The sequence below is a fragment of the Bacteroidota bacterium genome (assembly GCA_039111535.1).
Lineage (GTDB): Bacteria > Bacteroidota > Rhodothermia > Rhodothermales > JAHQVL01 > JBCCIM01.
This window is the reverse complement of sequence record JBCCIM010000021.1, coordinates 1-18,499: the sequence shown is the minus strand read 5'-3', so window position 1 is coordinate 18,499 and position 18,499 is coordinate 1. Positions and strand designations below refer to the sequence as shown.

At 51.4% G+C, this 18,499-nt stretch carries 15 protein-coding genes; 7 read left to right on the top strand and 8 right to left on the bottom strand.

Annotation, left to right across the window (positions count from 1 at the left end; genetic code table 11):
* Position 1: 1 nt before the first annotated feature.
* A complete protein-coding gene (locus AAF564_05590; protein ID MEM8484998.1) occupies positions 2 to 1,603 on the bottom strand; it encodes a sodium:solute symporter in 1,602 nt (533 codons plus the stop codon).
* A 28-nt stretch (positions 1,604 to 1,631) separates the two neighbouring features.
* Positions 1,632 to 1,850: a carboxypeptidase regulatory-like domain-containing protein gene (locus AAF564_05585; GenBank protein MEM8484997.1), complete on the bottom strand. Its 219-nt coding sequence runs from the start codon at positions 1,848 to 1,850 to the stop codon at positions 1,632 to 1,634.
* Between the two features lie 444 nt (positions 1,851 to 2,294).
* Here AAF564_05585 and AAF564_05580 point away from each other — a divergent pair, with 444 nt between their 5' ends.
* The gene (locus tag AAF564_05580) at positions 2,295 to 3,290 is read left to right on the top strand and encodes a LacI family DNA-binding transcriptional regulator (protein MEM8484996.1); all 996 of its coding nucleotides are present in this window, start codon (positions 2,295 to 2,297) and stop codon (positions 3,288 to 3,290) included.
* A 29-nt stretch (positions 3,291 to 3,319) separates the two neighbouring features.
* Here the strand turns inward: AAF564_05580 and AAF564_05575 are convergent, their stop codons facing one another.
* Together AAF564_05575 and AAF564_05570 are read right to left on the bottom strand one after the other, a co-directional pair.
* Positions 3,320 to 4,345, bottom strand: coding sequence for an alpha/beta hydrolase (locus AAF564_05575; protein MEM8484995.1), 1,026 nt, complete (start codon positions 4,343 to 4,345; stop codon positions 3,320 to 3,322).
* Between the two features lie 74 nt (positions 4,346 to 4,419).
* Positions 4,420 to 5,388: a hypothetical protein gene (locus AAF564_05570; GenBank protein ID MEM8484994.1), complete on the bottom strand. Its 969-nt coding sequence runs from the start codon at positions 5,386 to 5,388 to the stop codon at positions 4,420 to 4,422.
* A gap of 189 nt (positions 5,389 to 5,577) precedes the next feature.
* On the opposite strand from AAF564_05570, the gene AAF564_05565 reads away from it, so the two are divergent.
* Genes AAF564_05565 through AAF564_05550 form a run of 4 tightly spaced genes read left to right on the top strand, consistent with a single transcriptional unit; the run spans position 5,578 to position 10,887 of the window.
* A complete protein-coding gene (locus AAF564_05565) occupies positions 5,578 to 8,244 on the top strand; it encodes a TonB-dependent receptor (protein ID MEM8484993.1) in 2,667 nt (888 codons plus the stop codon).
* A 3-nt stretch (positions 8,245 to 8,247) separates the two neighbouring features.
* Positions 8,248 to 9,279, top strand: coding sequence for a DUF4249 domain-containing protein (locus tag AAF564_05560; protein MEM8484992.1), 1,032 nt, complete (start codon positions 8,248 to 8,250; stop codon positions 9,277 to 9,279).
* 16 nt (positions 9,280 to 9,295) lie between these two features.
* Positions 9,296 to 9,946 (top strand): RNA polymerase sigma-70 factor, encoded by a 651-nt coding sequence (locus AAF564_05555; GenBank protein ID MEM8484991.1) that lies wholly within the window; start codon positions 9,296 to 9,298, stop codon positions 9,944 to 9,946.
* Complete coding sequence (locus tag AAF564_05550) at positions 9,943 to 10,887, top strand: FecR domain-containing protein (protein ID MEM8484990.1); 945 nt, start codon at positions 9,943 to 9,945, stop codon at positions 10,885 to 10,887. The genes AAF564_05555 and AAF564_05550 overlap by 4 nt, the downstream gene beginning before the upstream one ends.
* Before the next feature lie 26 nt (positions 10,888 to 10,913).
* Here the strand turns inward: AAF564_05550 and AAF564_05545 are convergent, their stop codons facing one another.
* Entirely contained in the window at positions 10,914 to 11,966 is a 1,053-nt protein-coding gene (locus AAF564_05545; protein MEM8484989.1) for a serine hydrolase domain-containing protein, read from the bottom strand.
* 428 nt (positions 11,967 to 12,394) lie between these two features.
* Here AAF564_05545 and AAF564_05540 point away from each other — a divergent pair, with 428 nt between their 5' ends.
* On the top strand, positions 12,395 to 13,135 hold the full coding sequence (locus AAF564_05540; protein MEM8484988.1) for a methyltransferase domain-containing protein: 741 nt from the start codon (positions 12,395 to 12,397) through the stop codon (positions 13,133 to 13,135).
* An 88-nt stretch (positions 13,136 to 13,223) separates the two neighbouring features.
* On the opposite strand, the gene AAF564_05535 is transcribed toward AAF564_05540, so the two are convergent.
* Together AAF564_05535 and AAF564_05530 are read right to left on the bottom strand one after the other, a co-directional pair.
* Positions 13,224 to 14,687 (bottom strand): M20 family peptidase, encoded by a 1,464-nt coding sequence (locus tag AAF564_05535; GenBank protein MEM8484987.1) that lies wholly within the window; start codon positions 14,685 to 14,687, stop codon positions 13,224 to 13,226.
* 176 nt (positions 14,688 to 14,863) lie between these two features.
* Positions 14,864 to 16,621 carry a DUF4832 domain-containing protein gene (locus AAF564_05530; GenBank protein ID MEM8484986.1) on the bottom strand — a complete coding sequence of 586 codons (1,758 nt, stop codon included), beginning with the start codon at positions 16,619 to 16,621 and terminating at the stop codon, positions 14,864 to 14,866.
* Between the two features lie 277 nt (positions 16,622 to 16,898).
* Here AAF564_05530 and AAF564_05525 point away from each other — a divergent pair, with 277 nt between their 5' ends.
* Entirely contained in the window at positions 16,899 to 17,456 is a 558-nt protein-coding gene (locus AAF564_05525; GenBank protein MEM8484985.1) for a hypothetical protein, read from the top strand.
* A 208-nt stretch (positions 17,457 to 17,664) separates the two neighbouring features.
* On the opposite strand, the gene AAF564_05520 is transcribed toward AAF564_05525, so the two are convergent.
* Positions 17,665 to 18,123 carry a HEAT repeat domain-containing protein gene (locus AAF564_05520; GenBank protein ID MEM8484984.1) on the bottom strand — a complete coding sequence of 153 codons (459 nt, stop codon included), beginning with the start codon at positions 18,121 to 18,123 and terminating at the stop codon, positions 17,665 to 17,667.
* Positions 18,124 to 18,499: the final 376 nt, after the last annotated feature.

Below are 18,499 nucleotides of genomic sequence, written 5' to 3'. Positions count from 1 at the left end.
ATTAGAAGACAATCAACATTAAAATAATCAAAGCAAGGAGGGTTACGGCCTGGTACCTGTAGTTACTGTAAAATGGGACATCAGCCAGTGCTGCAGACTCTTTTCGGAAATAGGCCGGCGTCCACAGCAGTTTGTCCCAGTCTTTATCGGCTTCGTGCTCCTTCGAAAGCCCGCTGACCACAAACAAAACAATGGTACAGGCAATGAAGATAATGCCCGCGAGGTACAGATAATGCGGCAGCACATCTTTCCCATCCAGATACAGCGCGGCAATAACCTTGTAAACCACGCCGGCCAGACTCAGCACAATACCTACAATAATGGCTGCGTTTGCACCACGGGCATTCACCCGCTTTGTAAACAAGCCAAACAGGAAGAGCGCAACAACGGGCGGACAAAGAAACGACAACACCATCTGTAAATAATCCCAAAACGACTCAAACGAGTTGATGTGAGGCGCCCAAAGCGCGGCAACCACCATAAACACAAGAATCATGGTTTTGGCCACACGCAACACCTTTACCGGCGCTGCATCCGGGTTCCGCTTCTTATAAAAGTCGATGGTAAATAACGTAGCAGCAGCGTTGAGTCCGCTGTCGACGCTAGACATCAGGGCCGCGATAAAACCAGCCAGCGTTAGTCCCAAAAGCCCCGTTGGTAACAGGTCAAATACTAGGGTAGGGTACGCGTTCTTTGCATCATCCAATTCGGGGTACAACATCAAGGCCATAACACCGGGCAAGACCATAATGAACAGCGTGAGCAGCTTCAGAAATCCGGCGAGCAAGGCACCCCACTGCCCTTGCCGGATATCTTTAGCTGCTAATGCACGCTGAACAATAAACTGGTTGGTGGTCCAGAAATAAAACCCGAGTAAAAACACGCCGGCAAACAGGCCGGGCCACGGCAACGTCTCATCGCCAATCGGACGCACAATATCGAGCATCACCGGATCGACGCTTTGTACAATCTGGTCCCATCCGCCAACTTTCTGGTACGCAATCACCGTCATTACCGCCGAACTGACCAGCAGCAATATGGCCTGAATGGTATCCGAATACACCACAGATGCCAGACCACCAAGCAGGGTATACAGGGCCGCGATAGCTGAAATAATCCAGACAATAGCAATCAAACTCAGGTCTGGAAACGCCATTTTGATGACAATGGCGCCGGCAAAAAGGCCAGACGCAATGTCGATAAACACGTTCAGGATAATCGTAACGATGGAGAAATATGAGCGTGCAAAAGGCCCGTATCGGAGTTCCAGGAACTGCGGGACCGTATAGATTTTGTTTTTCAGGTAGAACGGTAGCAGGAAGACGGCAAAGAGGATGAGCACAAAGGAGGCCATCCACTCATAGCTAAATACCGCAAATCCGGACCTGAACCCGCTTTCTGCCAGTCCAACCAGGCTGATGCTGCCCATGTTGGAAGCAAAAAGAGAAAACCCGATCACGGGCCATAACAAAGATCGGCCGGCAAGAAAATAGTCGGATTCTGATTGCTGCTTCTTCCGAAAATAAAATCCGAGACCAATGACGAAGACGACGTACAGCCCAATGATGAGGTAGTCTATCGCTTCCAGATTCGCTTCTATCATACCAATTGCGCGTAATGGGTTAATAGCCTTAGAGAGAGGGCCTGCAATGTTTCAGCGCTACATTGCCAGCCCTCTGGCCCGTGAAATTAAAAACGTACGCGCCATCGAGATCCGTGGCAGCACCCGAGGTCGTTCCGTCAACGCGAATGGTAGCGCCGGCCAGTGGCGCCCCATCAGCATCGGAGACAACGCCCGAGATCGTGTAGTCCTGCTGCGCAAACGCGCTCATTGGCAGAACCCACATCATGATAGAAGTAAATGCTAGGACCAAATTCTTTTTCATCGTGCTCTTGGTATGGTCATTAAAAAATCGTGGCACATTGGTGGAGTGTATTGCCCAGTTTGCATGCACGGCGTTTTTCGTGCTTTTCAGGTGCAAAGCGTTGTGCCGATAATTAAACAAGTTCTTTTACCTGCAATAATTGCGGGATAAATTCAGTACTTTCGCAAAGTTGTTTGCACATTTTTATCGAAAAATGGACTGATCACTTGAATTGTCACCATGGTACTTCTAACATTATTTTAATTCAAGAGCATTTCGGAAGCGCTTCCGTTGCAAACGTTTGTGCAAACGTTTTCTGTGGATAACTTTTTATAGAAAACTAAATATCTGTCGAACTTTAGGAATACCGCCATCCTGTTTCGACCACAATTTTGCCTCAACCTAACCTGGCCAACTACTTTTTTGGGCATGAAAAGAACCACTTTAAAAGACCTCGCGAAGCTCCTCGGCCTCTCTCCTTCTACCGTATCAAGGGCACTCGCCGGCCATCCGGATATTAGCGACGCAACCAAACAACGCGTCAAAGATGTTGCACAGGGCATGAACTACATCCCTAACCTGCGAGCCAAGTATTTGCGGTCCAGGCACTCGAAGCTGATCGCCCTGATTATGCCAGAAATGAATATGTTTTTTATGCCCTCTCTTATGAATGGCATAAATAAGGTTGTGGAAGCCAAAGACTACTCCCTGATCGTGCTGCAATCCGACAATTCATTGTGGAAAGAAAAGCAACTGATCCAGTATTGCCTGAACCTTTCTGTTGATGGGGTTTTGCTATCGGTGAGCACAGAGACAAACAATCTCTCACATCTGGCCCCCCTGCAAAACAACGAAATTCCAGTGGTGCTCTTCGATAAACTCATCGAAAACGACGCCTTTTCTACGGTAAACATTGACGATCAGGAAGCAGCCTTTAAAGCAACCAACTACCTGATTCAGAAAGGACACAAAGAAATTGTTGGCATTTTTGCCGACACTAAAATGGCCATCAGCCGAGAGCGGATTCGTGGCTTTCGCGAAGCACATGCTCATAACGGCATTCCGCTCTCTCAAAAACGCATCATATCGATCCCTGATGCGACAAAAATGCAGCAGTCTTTATCCAAAATTGAGTATGCAACGGCTTTTTTCACGATGTCGGATGAGTTGTTGGTTTGGACCCACCATTTCCTCAACCAACGTGGATACAGCATTCCGGAGACGTGCTCTTTGATTGCCATTAGCGACGGGCAGGCCCCACTATTTCTCTACCCAAACGTAACCCACCTCTTGCACACGGGCTACCAGGTTGGCGAAAAGGCCGCGCACATTCTCATCGGACTCATTGAGGACTATTCCGATACGGTAATCGATGCCAAAATCAAAACGTCCCTGATCGAATTGGACTCTGTAAAAGCTTTGTAACTGGGCCCGAGCAACCATCCCAAAGCCGCTCAATCCTTCAAGTGCGTTTCTAGAAAATCGTAGATCATTTGCCAGTCCGGTGTGACCAACGCTGGCGCTGAGGCGATGCAGCCCTCTTTTTGTGTACGACGCATTGTCGCGCCAGCACGAACCTCATCTTGCTGCAGAAATGCTTTCACAGGACCGTGGCCGGCCAGCGGCAAACTAACAAACACAGCCTCGTTACATGCTTTGTTCAGCGCCATGTAAAGGCGCTCCCCCTGGTGATGTGGTACGAGCAAATCTGATTGACCATGCAGAATCATGATGGGCGGGTCCGCCGGTGAAATGTACGCAGCCGGATCTGCTTCCAACGTTTTCGCCGGACAGTCCTGAATCGGACAACCAATCAAACTCGATTCAGGTGACGAAGGATCATCATGGCAAAACTCGCCTGTCCGAAACCCTTCTCCCATGGCTAATCCGGGTTTGCAGGGTCGGACCGCCCAGTTATCCATCTCCAGAAAATTTGTTGGTGGGTAGAACGCTATTGCAGCCTGCACGGCACTCGACACGCCTGTTTCGCCCAGGTCACCCTCCAATGCAGGCACATCGCCCGTAACAGCCGCCATAACGCTCGCCCATCCGCCCGAACTGTCACCCATAATGGCAATTTTGTTTGGATCGATGTTGTACTTGGCGGCATGGGTGCGAATCCAGCGGATAGCGGCTTTAATGTCGTGGACTTGCGCAGGAAACTTCGCCTGCGTACTCGCACGAATGGAAACCCCGGCTACTACATACCCTTGAGAGCTAAATCGAAACAATACATTACGAGCAGCTACTTTGGTATCATCAGAAAACCACGCAGAACCGCCCGTATAGATGACAACGGGTGCAGGGCTGGCTGCATCACCAGGTAAATATAGATCTAGCAGATGACCGCGCGAACCTTCGGGATCGGCCGGCGCATAAGCAACTGCGCCAACATCTGGATATCGAGGTTCTACGGGTTGCGTAAACTGCGCGTATCCATCCTCTGGAATCAGAAATACTAACAGAAATGCAAGTAGCATAAAATTTAGCCGGCACCAATAAAGCATAAGTATAACCTGCCAGAACGATTATTCAGCATAAACAACATACCAAATTACAATCCACCCAATACTTCCTCAAAAAAGGCTGTCGAATAAGGCTGTAGCGCCCGCCGATCGTGCCCGATGCCTGGCACCAGTGTAAACCGGGCATTGGTGCCGGCTGCGTTGTACAGTGTCATCGCATGCGGCCAGCGCGCTACCGGATCCGCTTCAAACAAACTATCTACAAGTGCTGCATGGGGCGTGTCCCAGCCATCGGTATAGTCCACAGAATCGTTCTCATCTTCCCCACCCATCACAATGAGTTGTGGCACGCGGGCATACGCTGTACTATCGAATGCAGCTCCAGTGAGTGTTGCGAGATCTGCCACCCCAATAGGATAAGGCAATGATGTACCGTCAGACGATGCCACCGGCGCAATCGGCCAGCCACCGGGAGAGCCGGCAGCAACTGCCATAACACGGTCTGGGTGCAATGCTGTAAACCGGTTGGCAAACATCCCACTGGCGGAATAGCCTTGCAACAACACCCTGGGCCGCGATTCAAGGCCCTTTGATTCCAGATGGGCGCGCGCTGCATCGATCATGGCAATCAACTGCAGATCAAGCCGGCCGAGGTCCGCACGGCTGGTTGTTAATACATCCCGGTCCAGTGCATGGGTGTAGATGTGCCAGTCCTCCCCCGGCCGCACAAAAGCCGGCACAAGGAGCGCAACCCCAAGTTCGTTCGCAAGGAAATGCCGGCCAAACCCCATCCAGCGGGCATCTTTTACGTGCACTTCAGCATCATCCGAGTTGATACCCGAATTGTTGGGCTGCACAAGGATGGTTAGAGGCTTGCCGGCTTTTGCCAGACTTTTTGCCTGCGGAGATACGTACAGAAAGAAATCAGCGTGGTAGCCTTTAGCCGGGTTTGCAGTGAATTGCTCAACCCGCAAAAAATACGGACCAAGTAAAAAAGCCGGCACTAGAATCAACAGCAGTACCACGCCAATCAATAAATAACGAAGGGCATTACGCATAACAGCAGGTGGGATTAAACATGCATCTTTGGTGCTCTACGGCACAATGGGTAATTGGTTGATCTCTCCTCTTGCACACCAACGTAAAAAAATGATTCTTTGTATAGGGGGGATTGTGGACTTACGGGTTTCACTACCAAACTAACCCTGATTACACATTGCGCACAATTGCGCCTGCCATTACAATACATGTACCGTCTCTTTGCCCTGATTTTCTTGCTGATGCCTGCTGCCCTGCAAACGGCAAGCGCACAATCGCCGGCCAGGCCAGACAGCACCCTGTTCAGCTATACTTTTGAAAATAAACCGGTAGCAGAGGCTTTAACCCAGGTGTCACTGGATACCCAGGTAGGTATCGGGTTTACGTCTGAGCTTGTGGCGGATCTCCTGACGAATTGTGCCATCAGTAACGCCCCTGTCGAAGCCGTACTCCGCTGCATTTTGGCAAATACAAACCTGGACATTGAAAGTACAGCCACAGGTACCTATAAAGTTGTTCTTAAACCGCCCGCCTCTGACAGTCCATCTAAACATACCATCAGCGGATTTATAAGGGATGCGCGTACGGGTGAGGCCCTACTTTATGCCACGGTATATGACCGCAATGCAGAAGCCGGCGTTACATCCAATGCATACGGCTTCTACAGCCTCACCCTTAAAGAGGGCCCCGTTTCGCTGGTCTCCTCCTATGTCGGCTATGAAAAAGAGCTGTTCGATTTTGACTTAAACCAGGACCGGACCCTGGATATCTCGCTTACCCCCGCATCCCTGGGACTCGACACCCTGGTTGTAATTGGAGAAGTGGAAGCCTCCATAGATGAACGGACCCAAATGAGTATGGTACGGCTCCCTGTAGAACAGGTGCAGGACATGCCGGCTTTACTTGGGGAGCCAGATGTACTCCGCGCTGTGCAGTTGTTGCCGGGCGTACAATCTGGCAACGAAGGTACCACAGGCATTTACGTACGAGGCGGCAGCGTGGACCAGAACCTGTTTTTACTAGATGGTGCCACTGTATACAACCCCTCCCACCTGTTTGGCTTTCTCTCCATTTTTCATGCCCGGGCCCTAAATGATGTCACCCTGCTCAAAGGCGGCTTCCCCGCCAGATACGGTGGCCGGCTCTCTTCGGTGATCGACATCAGCATGAAGGAGGGCAATATGAAGGAGCTCTCGGGTGCAGCTTCGCTTGGACTGGCAGCCAGCAGCCTGACCCTCGAGGGTCCAATAAAAAAAGATCAAACCTCGTTTATTTTCTCAGGCCGGCGATCGCTCGTCGACGTGTTTATTGCGCCCTTCACAGATGCCAACGACTATCCGGCCTACGCCTTATTCGACTTCAACGGCAAACTAAACCACCGCTTTTCGTCGAAAGATCGCATCTTTGCCAGCGTTTATGGTGGCAGTGATCGGTACGAGCAGGTCAATGACTTTGATAGCGGAGAGAATGTCTCACCGCGCAACCAGTTTGGTATCAGTTGGGGCAACACCATTGCCACGATCCGCTGGAATCATCTGTTTTCAGATAAGCTCTTCAGCAACACCACGCTGCTATACAGCCGCTACAACCTGGAAACGAAACAAGACGACGTACGCTTTCGAAGGGTCGAAAATGAATTGGTCCAGGAGCGCTACCGCCTGCTGTATGACTCGGGGGTAGAAGACATAGGCGGGAAAATCGACTTTGACTTTATTCCCTCGCCGGCCCATCATATCCGCTTCGGCACCCAGATTACAAACCACAACTTCGCCACCGGCACCCTGCAATTAAACGATGGCCCTGTCGACACCCCGCGCCAGGATACACTCATCGTCCCGGTCTCCAATCTCAACACCCTGGAAGCCGCCATTTACGTAGAAGACGATATTAAAATTGGACGCGTGCTCGGCCTCAACCTTGGACTCCGCGGGTCGCTGTACGCGGTAAACGGTACAACCTATAACGACATTGAACCACGCGTTGCAGCAAGGATTCGGGTGGCAGCCGGCTGGTCGTTAAAAGCCTCGTATGCCCGTATGTCGCAGTACATCCACTTGCTGGTGAACAGTGGACTAGGGCTGCCCACCGATCTTTGGGTGCCGGCTACAGACAATGTCGCGCCCCAACGTTCTGAGCAATTTACAGTTGGCCTCGCGCATAGTACATCGCATGCTTTTGAGGTGAGTCTTGAAGCGTACTACAAAACGATGGACAACATCATCGAGTACAAAGAAGGGGCAAACTTTCTTGGTGCGTCGAACGACTGGCAAGACAATGTAGAAGCCGGCGAAGGGACGTCGTACGGCATCGAGCTATTTATCCAGAAAAGCACGGGCCGCACTACGGGGTGGCTGGGTTACACGCTGTCCCGCTCCGATCGAACGTTTGAAAACCTAAACAACGGCGAGACCTTCCCCTTTAGATACGACAGGCGGCACGACGTAGCACTTACCCTAGTGCACCACCTTTCCGACCGCCTCAGCTTATCCGGCTCATGGGTCTACGGCACAGGCGCAGCGGTCACCATCAGCACAGCGCGCTTCAGTCCCGGTGTTATTTCGAATATCACCTACGACAGTCTTATCGAGGCAACCAACATAGACGCTGAACGCGTAGGTCCACGCAACGGGTACCGGATGCAGGCTTACCACCGCCTGGACATTGGCGCCAACTTTACATGGCCAACTCCGCGGGGTAACCATGTACTCACGCTTGGTGCCTACAACACCTACAACCGGCGCAATCCGTACTTCATTTTTGTAGAAGAGAACCTTGGTGAAAGTGGGGGTGGCTTTGTGGATGACACGGAGTTTGTGCTCAAACAAGCCAGCCTTTTTCCCTTCCTGCCCTCTTTCAGCTACGCTTTCGAATTTTAAGATATGAGCTTTCAACGTTTTGCATTTATAGGCCTGTTGGCAATCACAATCGGTAGCATGGGCTGCCAGGAAGACTTCATCCTTGAAGCCAGCTTGCCAGAACCAGAACCTGCGCTTGTGGTGAATGGTATTTTCCAGCCAGATAGCCTCATCGAAGTCTACGTAAACACCAATGCGCCGCTCATTGGGAGTAACAAACCGCAGGCCGTTACCAACGCCAGGGTAGCCGTTCTTGCTGATGGCGAGGTGCTCGAAGTGCTGCCTTATAAAGATTTATTTTGGCTGAATGGTGGCTTTATCCTTACGCCGCTGCCGACTGATTCTCCCGGCAACAATGAAAGTAACCGACTGGTAGCGCGCTACAAATCGAAAACGTTCCGGCCGGTCGCTGGCCAAACGTATAGCGTAGAAGTAAGCGCTGAAGGCTATGAAACGGTTACGGGTACAGATCATATTCCTGCGCCTGTTGCCATACAGGAAGCCGTCTATACGCCTCAAACGGCCAGTGACGAACTGGGTGTTCGTGGTGAAATCCGCATTGTATTTGACGATCCGGCCGGCGAGGACAACTACTACAACCTCAGACATCACTACCGGACCATCGATACGTTAACCACCTTCATCATCTCTACAACCTCAGGTTTTGAGCTTGTTTCCAATCTTCAAGACGACCTGTTTGGCGCCGACCCCGACGACTTGATTGGCGACAACAATCCATCCCAGATCCAGGATGATGGCATCACATTCAGTGATGCATTTTTCGATGGCGAGCGCAAAGAAATTGTAATCGAGGTAGCTGACGACATTTGTGGCGCCAGCACCAATTCGCCGCCAGAACTCCAGTGCCAGCAGGTGATCGAGTTTTCAACCGTCACCCAATCATTCCATGATTACCACCGCACGCTGAAACTGCAAAACGAATCGTTACAAAACCCTTTTGCAGAAGCTGTGCGAATCAAGACCAATATGAGCAACAACATTGGCGTGTTTGCCGGCATGCATCCTGCAATCTGGATTCACGTCCAGGAGCGATAATCCCCCTCTTTAGCAGATGCTACGCGGAAACCGAACAATCGCTATGGAGACCATCCTGAAGCCAGCGGAGTATACAGTCAGGCCGATGAAGCCGGCGCTCGGTATTCTTGTCAATCAGCACCCACCTGAAGCGTTGTCCCAAAAACATGCAGTGCTGTCTGAGCAGCACTACACCAATTTGTATAGACAGCACTACGAAGAACTGCACTACTATGCCTCGCGGTTCTTGCAAGATGAGGTGCGCGCGCAAGATGCCGTACAGGAAGCATTTCTGCGGCTTTGGAGCCGGCGTAGCCTTACCGCAGCAGATACAAACATCCGGGCGCTGCTCTACAAAAGCGTACGTAACCTCTGCCTGAATGCCATCCGCGATGACAAAACCCACGAGCGGTTGATGCAACACATCCCCGAACCAACGCGCTCTGCTGACCCGGCCTCTACCACACACGGCGCGCTCATGCAGGCAAAAATCGAAACCTGGGTAAACGAAATGCCGGCACGTCGGCGCGAAGTATTTGAACTGAGCCGATACGCCAACCTCTCTTACAAAGAAATTGCGGAGGTCATGGACATCTCGATCAAAACGGTCGAGAACCATCTGGTTGCTGCCCTGCGCTTTCTAAGAGACCGCCTTCAGTCCTTCGACGCCAAGCTACTTCAAGCATGAAACCAAAAGCTACGATACCCAAAGACGTCCAGGACTCGCTCAATCGCGAGCAGCCCGATGAAAAAGCGGCACTGGAGAAAGTGTGGGCGATCACGGCAAAAGATGCGCCGGCCATGCCTGGTGCTGCAGTTGACGACGCCGTGGCCCAGTTCGAACAGCAGTTGCGCAAGGCCACACCCGTGCAGAAATCAGCGACCATGTACGTATTGCGGCAAACCTGGAAAGTAGCCGCGACACTCGTCATCCTCGCCCTTGCTATCGCATGGTATGGCACACGTACCATAACGCACGAAGTACCCGCCGGCGTAACCGCGCAGTTCACATTGCCCGACGGTTCTTCAGTAGCCTTAAACAGTGCATCTACTATTTCATACGGCCGCAACCTGTGGGGCAAAACCCGTGCAGTATATCTGGCGGGTGAAGCTTTCTTTGATGTCGCCCATGGCACACGGCCTTTTGTGGTAACCACTGCAAACGCCCGTATCCAGGTTGTGGGAACGGCATTCAATGTCAACACCTGGGCGCCAGACTCGCTACAAAAAATACAGCAGACCATACTCCAGGTTACAGAAGGTACGGTCCACTTCACGGCCAGTACCGAAGGTACCACGCTTGCTGTTGTAGAAGCCGGCCAGGAAAGCCGAGTCATTGGAAACGCCGGCAATCCATCTGCGCCTGTTCCGTATAACCAATCCATTGCCAACATGTGGACAGAAGGAGGGATTGCCAGCATCGACCAGGCGTTACCTTCGTTGGCCCAGCTCCTTGAACGCAAGTATGCGGTATCCATTCAGGTAGCACCGCCGCTGCACGCAACTATTCTTACGTGGATCGCCCCAAACCCTGCGGGTGTGCAAGAATCATTAGCGGCTGTCTGCGAGATTGCCGGCTGTTCAGTATCCCAATCCGACGCAGGTTTCAAACTGGACCCATTGCCATAGCGCACGTGGTAGCTCCCTGACGCTACCTACTCGAGCACGCGCATGGCGATGGTATTCATGATGTCCTCAATATTGAAGAAGTCGCGCATGCCGTTGGCTAAAAAGATGATGCTAAGATCGTCATCAGGGAAAATGCGATAGGCAGTGACCAGGCTGCCAGAGAAGCCGTACGAATTGTGCCCCTGCACGGGTCGCATGTCCCAGCCATACGTAAATAGCTTATCCGACGCCGCATACGGAAAGGGCTCCCACATTTTAGCACGCGTTGCCGGCTGCATAATTGTATCGTTGCGCAATTGCTGGCTCCAGTGGATAAAAGCATTGAGGGTGATATTGAGTCCGTTCATGGCATAAGCATAGTCGCCTTGCAAATAGGGATGCTCAATGGTTGTGTAGCCTTTCGCAAAAGGGAAATACGCAGTGACGCGGTTACGGATGATGTCTCGCGAGTCCACAGAGAAGAAGGCAGTATCTGGCGCCGTGCTGAACTGATTTTCAAGAAGAAATTGATCCATAGGCATGGTTGTGACCCGCTCAATGATTTCTTTGAGTAGCCAGAAATTGGTCTGGTTGTAGTCGTACACGTTGCCGGCCTCAGCCCGCAGCGGCTCTGCAAACACGCGTGCTTTTGCTGCGTCTTCCGATAGCTCCTGGAAGACTGGAATCGGCGCCATATCGGGCAGGCCACTAGAATGTGTGATGAGGTGTTTGATTTGTAGATGGTGCCAGGTTGCCGGCAGGCCATCTACATAGTCAGTGATCTGGTCATCGAGCGAAAGCTTGCCCTGCTCAACAAGCTGGAAGAGCCCTGAAATCACCACAAGTTTGGTAAGGGAATACACGCGGAAAATCGAGTTTTCAGTGACGGGCACCTGGTGTTCAAGATTGGCCAGTCCGTAGTTCTTTTTATGGATAACCTCCCCGTCTTTGATCACGGCAAACGCCACACCTGGCATACCATACGCCGTCATCACCTCGTCCACGTAAGCATCCAGTTCATTCGACAGGTTCGGCGTTTGGGCGCATGCAACCAGCGGCACAAAAAGCAACAGCAGGAAAACAGAAGTGGCGTTTTTCATAACCAAGAGCGGGATTTTGTGATTCAACACACAATTTCTGAACCCTTACGTGCCTTGCTCGCGCAAAGATGCGAGAAAACTAGCATTTTCTCACTCTCCCCTTCACACACGTCATACCCAACTCTATTGGGTATCCACCCAAATGGCTGTATCATCACTTAACGACTAGATACGGTTTGCTATACCGGTGGATACCCAGTCAAGCTGGGTATGACGGATTGTTGGCAGTGTGTTTGGGAAGTAAACTGTTGGGTATCCCCCCCAATTGGCACCAGCATCAGTTGACAGACGGACACAATTCGCAATACCGGTGGATGCGCAGTCAAGCTGGGCATGACGTGGGGATATGGGAGCATGATGCAAATAGGTGCATATCCCCGGCGTTTGTGTGTATTATAGCGGAGCCCGTTCAAATCCAGCTAATTAGTATGACAATTCGTAACACAACCACATACCTGGCCCTCCTCCTCTGCTTCACGTTTTTCATGCCGGCATGCGCCCAAACCGAAGCCCCGCAAACCACGGAAAACGCAGACCGCTACGAGACCAAACGCGCCAGTCGCGATGGCATCGGGAAATTCTACATGGGCCGAGAAATTTCCCACGTGATGGGATTTGCCGGCGCCGCATGGTTGGAACGCACCGAACGCGATGCTGAAGAAGCCACCAGCGCCTTGGTCTCTGCCCTGCCACTTGAGGAAGATGATGTGGTGGCCGATATCGGCGCCGGCACTGGCTACTTCACTTTCCGAATGGCCCCGCGCGTGCCGCAAGGGAAAGTACTGGCGGTAGACATCCAGCAAGAAATGCTCGACGTGATGGCTGCGCGCATTGAGCGCGGCAATGTGCAAAACGTAGCGCTGATTCAAGGCAGTGAAACCAGCCCAAATTTACCGGCAGACAGTATGGATTTAATCCTGATGGTTGATGTGTACCACGAGCTTGCCTATCCGTATGAAATGGGGCAGGCGATGGTGAGGGCTTTAAATCAGGGGGGTAAGTTTGTGCTGATCGAATACCGCGGCGAGGATCCGCGCGTCCCGATTAAACCTTTACATAAAATGACAGAGGCACAAGCGCGGAAAGAAATGGAAGCTGCCGGCCTGCGCTGGGTAGAAACACGTGATTTCCTGCCGCAGCAGCACTTTATGGTGTTTGAGAAGCCGTAAAAGGTGTGTTTTCGGATATTCGGGCTTTCGTTCTTTCGGATTCTCGATACTCCTCACTCCTCACTCGATACTCCTCACTCGATACTCCTCACTCCCCAACATTCCTTATCAGCCGATGATAAAACCGAATTGCATTTGCATAATCTGCTTTTGAGATGCGCTCGTTTGTACCGTGCATCCGCGCAAGGTCTCCTTCTCTGAAATAGACGGGCAGAAAGCGGTACACGTTGTCGGATAGCCGGCTGAAATGTTTGGCGTCCGAGCCTCCCACCATCAAATAGGGCGCAAACACCGCCTCCGGGAATACCTCGTGGATGGATCGCTGTAGCGTTAGAAAGGCCTCACTTGTAGTTGAAGAAACACCGGAAGGATTGTCATGCCCGCCTTGGTAGGGTTTAATCTCAACACGCGGGTCATTTACAACTTCACGCACACGCGCCTCAACGCTTTTGATGGTTTCACCCGGCACAATTCGGAAGTTCACAACAGCTTCTGCACGCGCAGGCAACACATTGGCTTTGGGACTGGCCTTCAACATCGTCGGTGCGATCGTGGTACGCAGCAGGGCGTCGCTACTCGGGCTTGCGGATAACTGGCGAACAATCAAGGGACTAAAAAGCCACTGGTTGGCAAACACGGCCTTTGGCAGCAACGACATTTCGGGGCCCAGGTAATCCAGGATCTGCTTGCTCACGCCGCCAATCTGTCCAGGAAACGGGTTATGCGACAATTTGTCGATAGCGCCGCTCAAAATACCGACTGTGGTCTCCCGGTCTGGCATAGAGGAGTGTCCACCCGGCCCCTCAACAGAGAGCAAAAGGCTGAGTGACCCTTTTTCAGCAATACCTACAAGGGCAAGCGGTGCATCCACAGGCATCGGATGATCTTCGAGCACCACCCCACCTTCATCGACCACAAGCCACGGGGTCACACCGGCCATTTCAAGGCGATCAGCGATATAGCTCGCCCCACGCCGGCCGCCAATTTCTTCGTCGTGCCCAAAAGCCAGCATAACCGAACGCGTAGGCTGAAACCCTCCCTGTATCAACATTTCTACAGCTTCAAGAATAGCCAGCACGCCATTTTTATCGTCCAAAGCACCACGCCCCCAAATATGATCTGTGTCAATGTGGCCGACAAAAGGCGCGTGTTGCCAATTGCTCTCAGTACCGGGCTCGACAGGCACTACATCCAGATGGCTCATGAGTACAAGCGGATCGAGGTCGGGCGCAGTACCTTCCCACAAGTACAGAAGTGAATGCCTGTTTATCACATTTTGCTGCAAAGACGCGTGTACACTGGGAAAAGCCTGTGCTAAATAAGCGTGCAGCGCATCAAAAGCAGCGTGATCGATGAGCGTTGTGTCGACTTCAGCGATTGTGGGAATCCGAAGTGCGCCGGCAAGTCGGAGGGCCGCAGCTTCTGTATCAACAGCTACGGGCTGTGCAGGCGTCACAGTGAGTTGTTTCGAAGCAAACCGCGTGGTGTTGATTGCGATGATCACAATGAGCGACACCATCAGCACACCAACTAGAAAAACAAACCTTTTCATACGAGACGTAACTATTACGAAGAGGGGGTGGGTCGAGCAAAACAGTTTCATGTGCCCGATGCTCCAATCTACGTTAAAACAGGGTCTCCTTTTTCAAGAGATGCAATTGCATGGCATCCATCGGCGTCTTCAGCATGATTCGGTCTCTATATGACATATAATTTCACCCAACCGTACTATTTGTCGACGGTAATCATACGGGTTGTAAGCCGGGTAGAGGTGCTAATTCGAATTGCATAAACGCCAGGCTTGTATGACGTCATGGAAAGCGCAAACGATTTTGTACCGGGTACGGCAGTCATCGTTTTGCGATCAACCAGCCGGCCTAGCATGTCGAATACCTCCAGTTGAATTTCTTCACCCATGCCCCCTGCTTGTGCTAGCTCGATGTTTACTTCACCACGAGATGGGTTTGGATAAAGCGTCCAATTAAAGCTCCCCTCTTCCAGATCTTCACCCTCAACATGGGTTGGCAATGCATCTGAAATAAGCACAATAGGGCCCGCACAATTCTCGGTCCCTTGCGTCAGTCTCATTGTATGGTTCAGGCTATTGAATCCGCTTGCATCATCCCACAAATTACCTGCATTGGCAAATTGGATTGCATAGTTGCCCTGATTGTCATCCGACAGCGCTGTATCTGGTAGCTGCAGCGAAAGTGCATAGTCACCAGCAGGAATACCCTCCGCAGCACATACGGTGTAGTCCAGTTGCTGGGTAGCGCCGGCTTCCCAAAACTGGAGCGCCGCCGGCAATACGGCTGTGTATGCCTCACCAGTACCGGTATTGGTCGCGATCAGGGTAAGCGGTCGGTTTTGAATTGGCGCGGCCCAGCCGGCGTTTTCGATGGCCAGTTGGACGCCAAAATCCTCCCCCGTCGCCGCCGCAAGCGGATATGTGCCCTCTGTCAGGACAAGCCGGTACCCTAGCCGCTGTTCAATTTCTTCCATACAGCCCCCACTCTCCCAGCCAGACAATACCTGTGGATGGTAATCAGCATTGATATACGTCCAGTGAAACTGCGCCAGCTCTGCAAGCGCGTTGTCACAAGAGGAGCGCGGCGGGTTGTTCTGGCAGGATTCTCCGCCGAGTCCGACGTACTTCGTTTCAGCAGCCAGAAACTCGCGGTCGGTGTTGTCGCGGTAAGTGCCAAAGTCTTGGTCGCCCGCGAGGAAGCAATCGTTATGAAAGCCGATGCGCGCGAGGTTGGTATTTTCAAAAGCCTCCTCGGCAGAGACAGGGGTAGTGCGCTGCAACATCCCTTGCTTCGCGCTCGGATAGCGAACGGCAACCTGCAGATCTTCGGGCAAATGCGTCAGCAGCGCCTCCACCACTTCGAGGCGGTTGGCCTGCTGTGTAGCAGACACCTGCCAGGGGACTGAGGGGTTGTCGACAAAATGATCGGTGTAGTACCATTCCCCCCAAACGCCGATGAAGCCGGCCTGCATTACCGCAATGACGTCGGCGTGTTTTGTGAGTAGTGGCCCGAGTTGATCGATATGAGCAAGTACCTGCTCTTTGGTAGCATCGCCAAAGGGCGGCTGCTCGTTGCGGACTGTGGGATCGTCTTTGGTGTACGCAAACCGCAGCACACATTTGAGGCCGGCTTCGCGCACCGCGTTCATATTCGCCTCAAAATGATCCAGGTAGCCGTTGCTAATGGGCGCTTCCACAAAGGTGTCGAGGTAGTTGATGCAATAGAGCAGGGTAATGTCTTCGTTTCGGCGATAGCCCACCAGTTGGCTCAAGCTGTACGCATTCGGGTCGCTGGCTTTCGTTTCGATGTAGTGATAGAATCCGCGCTCTGGGTTGGCAATCCGCTCGGTTGAGGGCTGGTAGGTGACGGTTTGCTGAGCGAGGGCCGGCGTAGCCAGTTGGGCAACAGCTAATACCAGCACCCCGTACCTTAAAAACGCGCATACAGACTGCTTCATGCCAAGTGTGGGATTGATTTTGGGTTACTATACATCTTCCAACTACCATTCCAATTAATCAAGTCAATACGCACAGTCCGCGCCGGCGCTAATATACAGGGGACCAATCGAGCACAAGCAGCGGACACTTTCATATTTGGCAAAGGTTTGATTGAACTAAAGCTATACCTAAACAGGGCAAATCAACAGGAAACAAGTACAATCCTTCAAATCAAAAAGCCAGACACGCACATTCATAGTCTGTAAATTGATAGCATTTCAACAGTAAACTGATTCAATGCCAGCAATCTATCGACATACACAAATTGGTTATTGGGCCCTGTTTTTTACACTGCCCTGGATAGCCACGTTTATTTTTATCCTGATATGGGGTACCCCACCACCTGGTATGGATATTCTTTATGGGCTGGTAGCTATCGGATTCGCGTTGTTGGCCTGTTTCCTTTACGGAATGACCATCACCATCGACGACACCCATATCTGCTGGCACTATGGCCTGGGGTCTTTTCGTAAACAGGTGGCGATCGAAGATATTGTAGATGTGAGGATTGAAAAGGAATTGAGCATGGGTGGACTGGGTTCGCGGCATACGTCTAAAGGCATGCAATACGCGGTCACGTTTGGGCGGGGTATTGAATTGGAAGTAAAAACACCCTGGAAGAAGAACAAAATCATTGTACTGGGCAGTGATGAGCCGGAGGTGTTACGGGAGGTGCTTATGACGAAAATAAGGAGCCGCATGAAGCTACTGGGGGCCGAAATCCCGGAAGCTATTTTGTTTAATGAGTTGCCTGATCCTGAACCGACAAAGCGAACTGATTCACGTACAAATTAATATGCTCATTTACATGTTAGCCAAAGCCGGCCAATCTGTGAAATTGAAATTCAGTCGCCGGATTAAGTCGTGAACCAAATTCGCTGCAATAAAAAACCTGGACCCCATTTAGGCGCCCAGGTTTGGGTATAAAAATCATGTGATCTTTCTCAAGTCTCCTGAATCGTCACTTCAGCTGCTGCGTAATCCATGCGGCAATGCAGTGCCTTTAGCCCTCGTGCCTGCGCTGGTAATCATGAATCACCGCACGCATGGTTTGTCTTAATACATCAGACTTTTCAAATTGCTCAGCGCGCGTCAAAAACCCAATGGCCTGGGGGCTATCCATTTTCCCCAGCGTGACCAGTGCCATGCGCCGCATGTTCTCATCTTCGTGGTTTCTGTAAATGCTCACAACATCAAAAAGGGCATCAGAAACGTCGACCTTTTCGCTAAATCGGATGACCAAACCCATGGCCCCAGCACTCACGCCGTCATTCTCCGACTTGAGGGCAACAACAAGGTTTTTGCTAAATGTTTTCCATTGATCTGCTTCGGGATCTTCATTGACGCTTTCAATGAATGCTTTACCCCGTATGTCTTCTGTGTTGAGAGGGGTTGAATTTGCAAATGCCGTTGTGCCAAGTGCCAGCAATAGGATGGCAAATAAAGGGGTAATTTTTTTCATAATAGAAGCCACATTCGTTGTTAGAAGTGTGAAGTAAAAAAGGAACGAGTGTGTGTCTTCGAATGGACTTCAAATTACGGGGGCTTTTCGGTATAGTTACACACCACATAAAAAAATTTAGCCGGCATTAGCAGTGCACAGATGGGACAAGCGTGGCGAATCTGCTCAAACAAAAAATCGCCCCTGGACCAGTAGCTGGGTTGATAACATTGATTCCCAATCATGCAAAAGCTACCACGTCAATGCGTATGGGGCATAAATTTAACGTATTGGCATCTGGTCGATAGTCCTACCCATATATTCCCGTGTTTTGTAGATATTGGAAAGCCCTATCCAATCTATATCCCCTATTTTCTCACAACACAATCAGATCTAC

Excerpts from the sequence above, each read along its gene's own strand:
- AAF564_05590 (MEM8484998.1), bottom strand. The coding sequence starts at position 1,603 with ATGATAGAAGCGAATCTGGAAGCGATAGACTACCTCATCATTGGGCTG.
- AAF564_05585 (MEM8484997.1), bottom strand. The coding sequence starts at position 1,850 with ATGATGTGGGTTCTGCCAATGAGCGCGTTTGCGCAGCAGGACTACACG.
- AAF564_05580 (MEM8484996.1), top strand. The coding sequence starts at position 2,295 with ATGAAAAGAACCACTTTAAAAGACCTCGCGAAGCTCCTCGGCCTCTCT.
- AAF564_05575 (MEM8484995.1), bottom strand. The coding sequence starts at position 4,345 with ATGCTACTTGCATTTCTGTTAGTATTTCTGATTCCAGAGGATGGATAC.
- AAF564_05570 (MEM8484994.1), bottom strand. The coding sequence starts at position 5,388 with ATGCGTAATGCCCTTCGTTATTTATTGATTGGCGTGGTACTGCTGTTG.
- AAF564_05565 (MEM8484993.1), top strand. The coding sequence starts at position 5,578 with ATGTACCGTCTCTTTGCCCTGATTTTCTTGCTGATGCCTGCTGCCCTG.
- AAF564_05560 (MEM8484992.1), top strand. The coding sequence starts at position 8,248 with ATGAGCTTTCAACGTTTTGCATTTATAGGCCTGTTGGCAATCACAATC.
- AAF564_05555 (MEM8484991.1), top strand. The coding sequence starts at position 9,296 with ATGCTACGCGGAAACCGAACAATCGCTATGGAGACCATCCTGAAGCCA.
- AAF564_05550 (MEM8484990.1), top strand. The coding sequence starts at position 9,943 with ATGAAACCAAAAGCTACGATACCCAAAGACGTCCAGGACTCGCTCAAT.
- AAF564_05545 (MEM8484989.1), bottom strand. The coding sequence starts at position 11,966 with ATGAAAAACGCCACTTCTGTTTTCCTGCTGTTGCTTTTTGTGCCGCTG.
- AAF564_05540 (MEM8484988.1), top strand. The coding sequence starts at position 12,395 with ATGACAATTCGTAACACAACCACATACCTGGCCCTCCTCCTCTGCTTC.
- AAF564_05535 (MEM8484987.1), bottom strand. The coding sequence starts at position 14,687 with ATGAAAAGGTTTGTTTTTCTAGTTGGTGTGCTGATGGTGTCGCTCATT.
- AAF564_05530 (MEM8484986.1), bottom strand. The coding sequence starts at position 16,621 with ATGAAGCAGTCTGTATGCGCGTTTTTAAGGTACGGGGTGCTGGTATTA.
- AAF564_05525 (MEM8484985.1), top strand. The coding sequence starts at position 16,899 with ATGCCAGCAATCTATCGACATACACAAATTGGTTATTGGGCCCTGTTT.
- AAF564_05520 (MEM8484984.1), bottom strand. The coding sequence starts at position 18,123 with ATGAAAAAAATTACCCCTTTATTTGCCATCCTATTGCTGGCACTTGGC.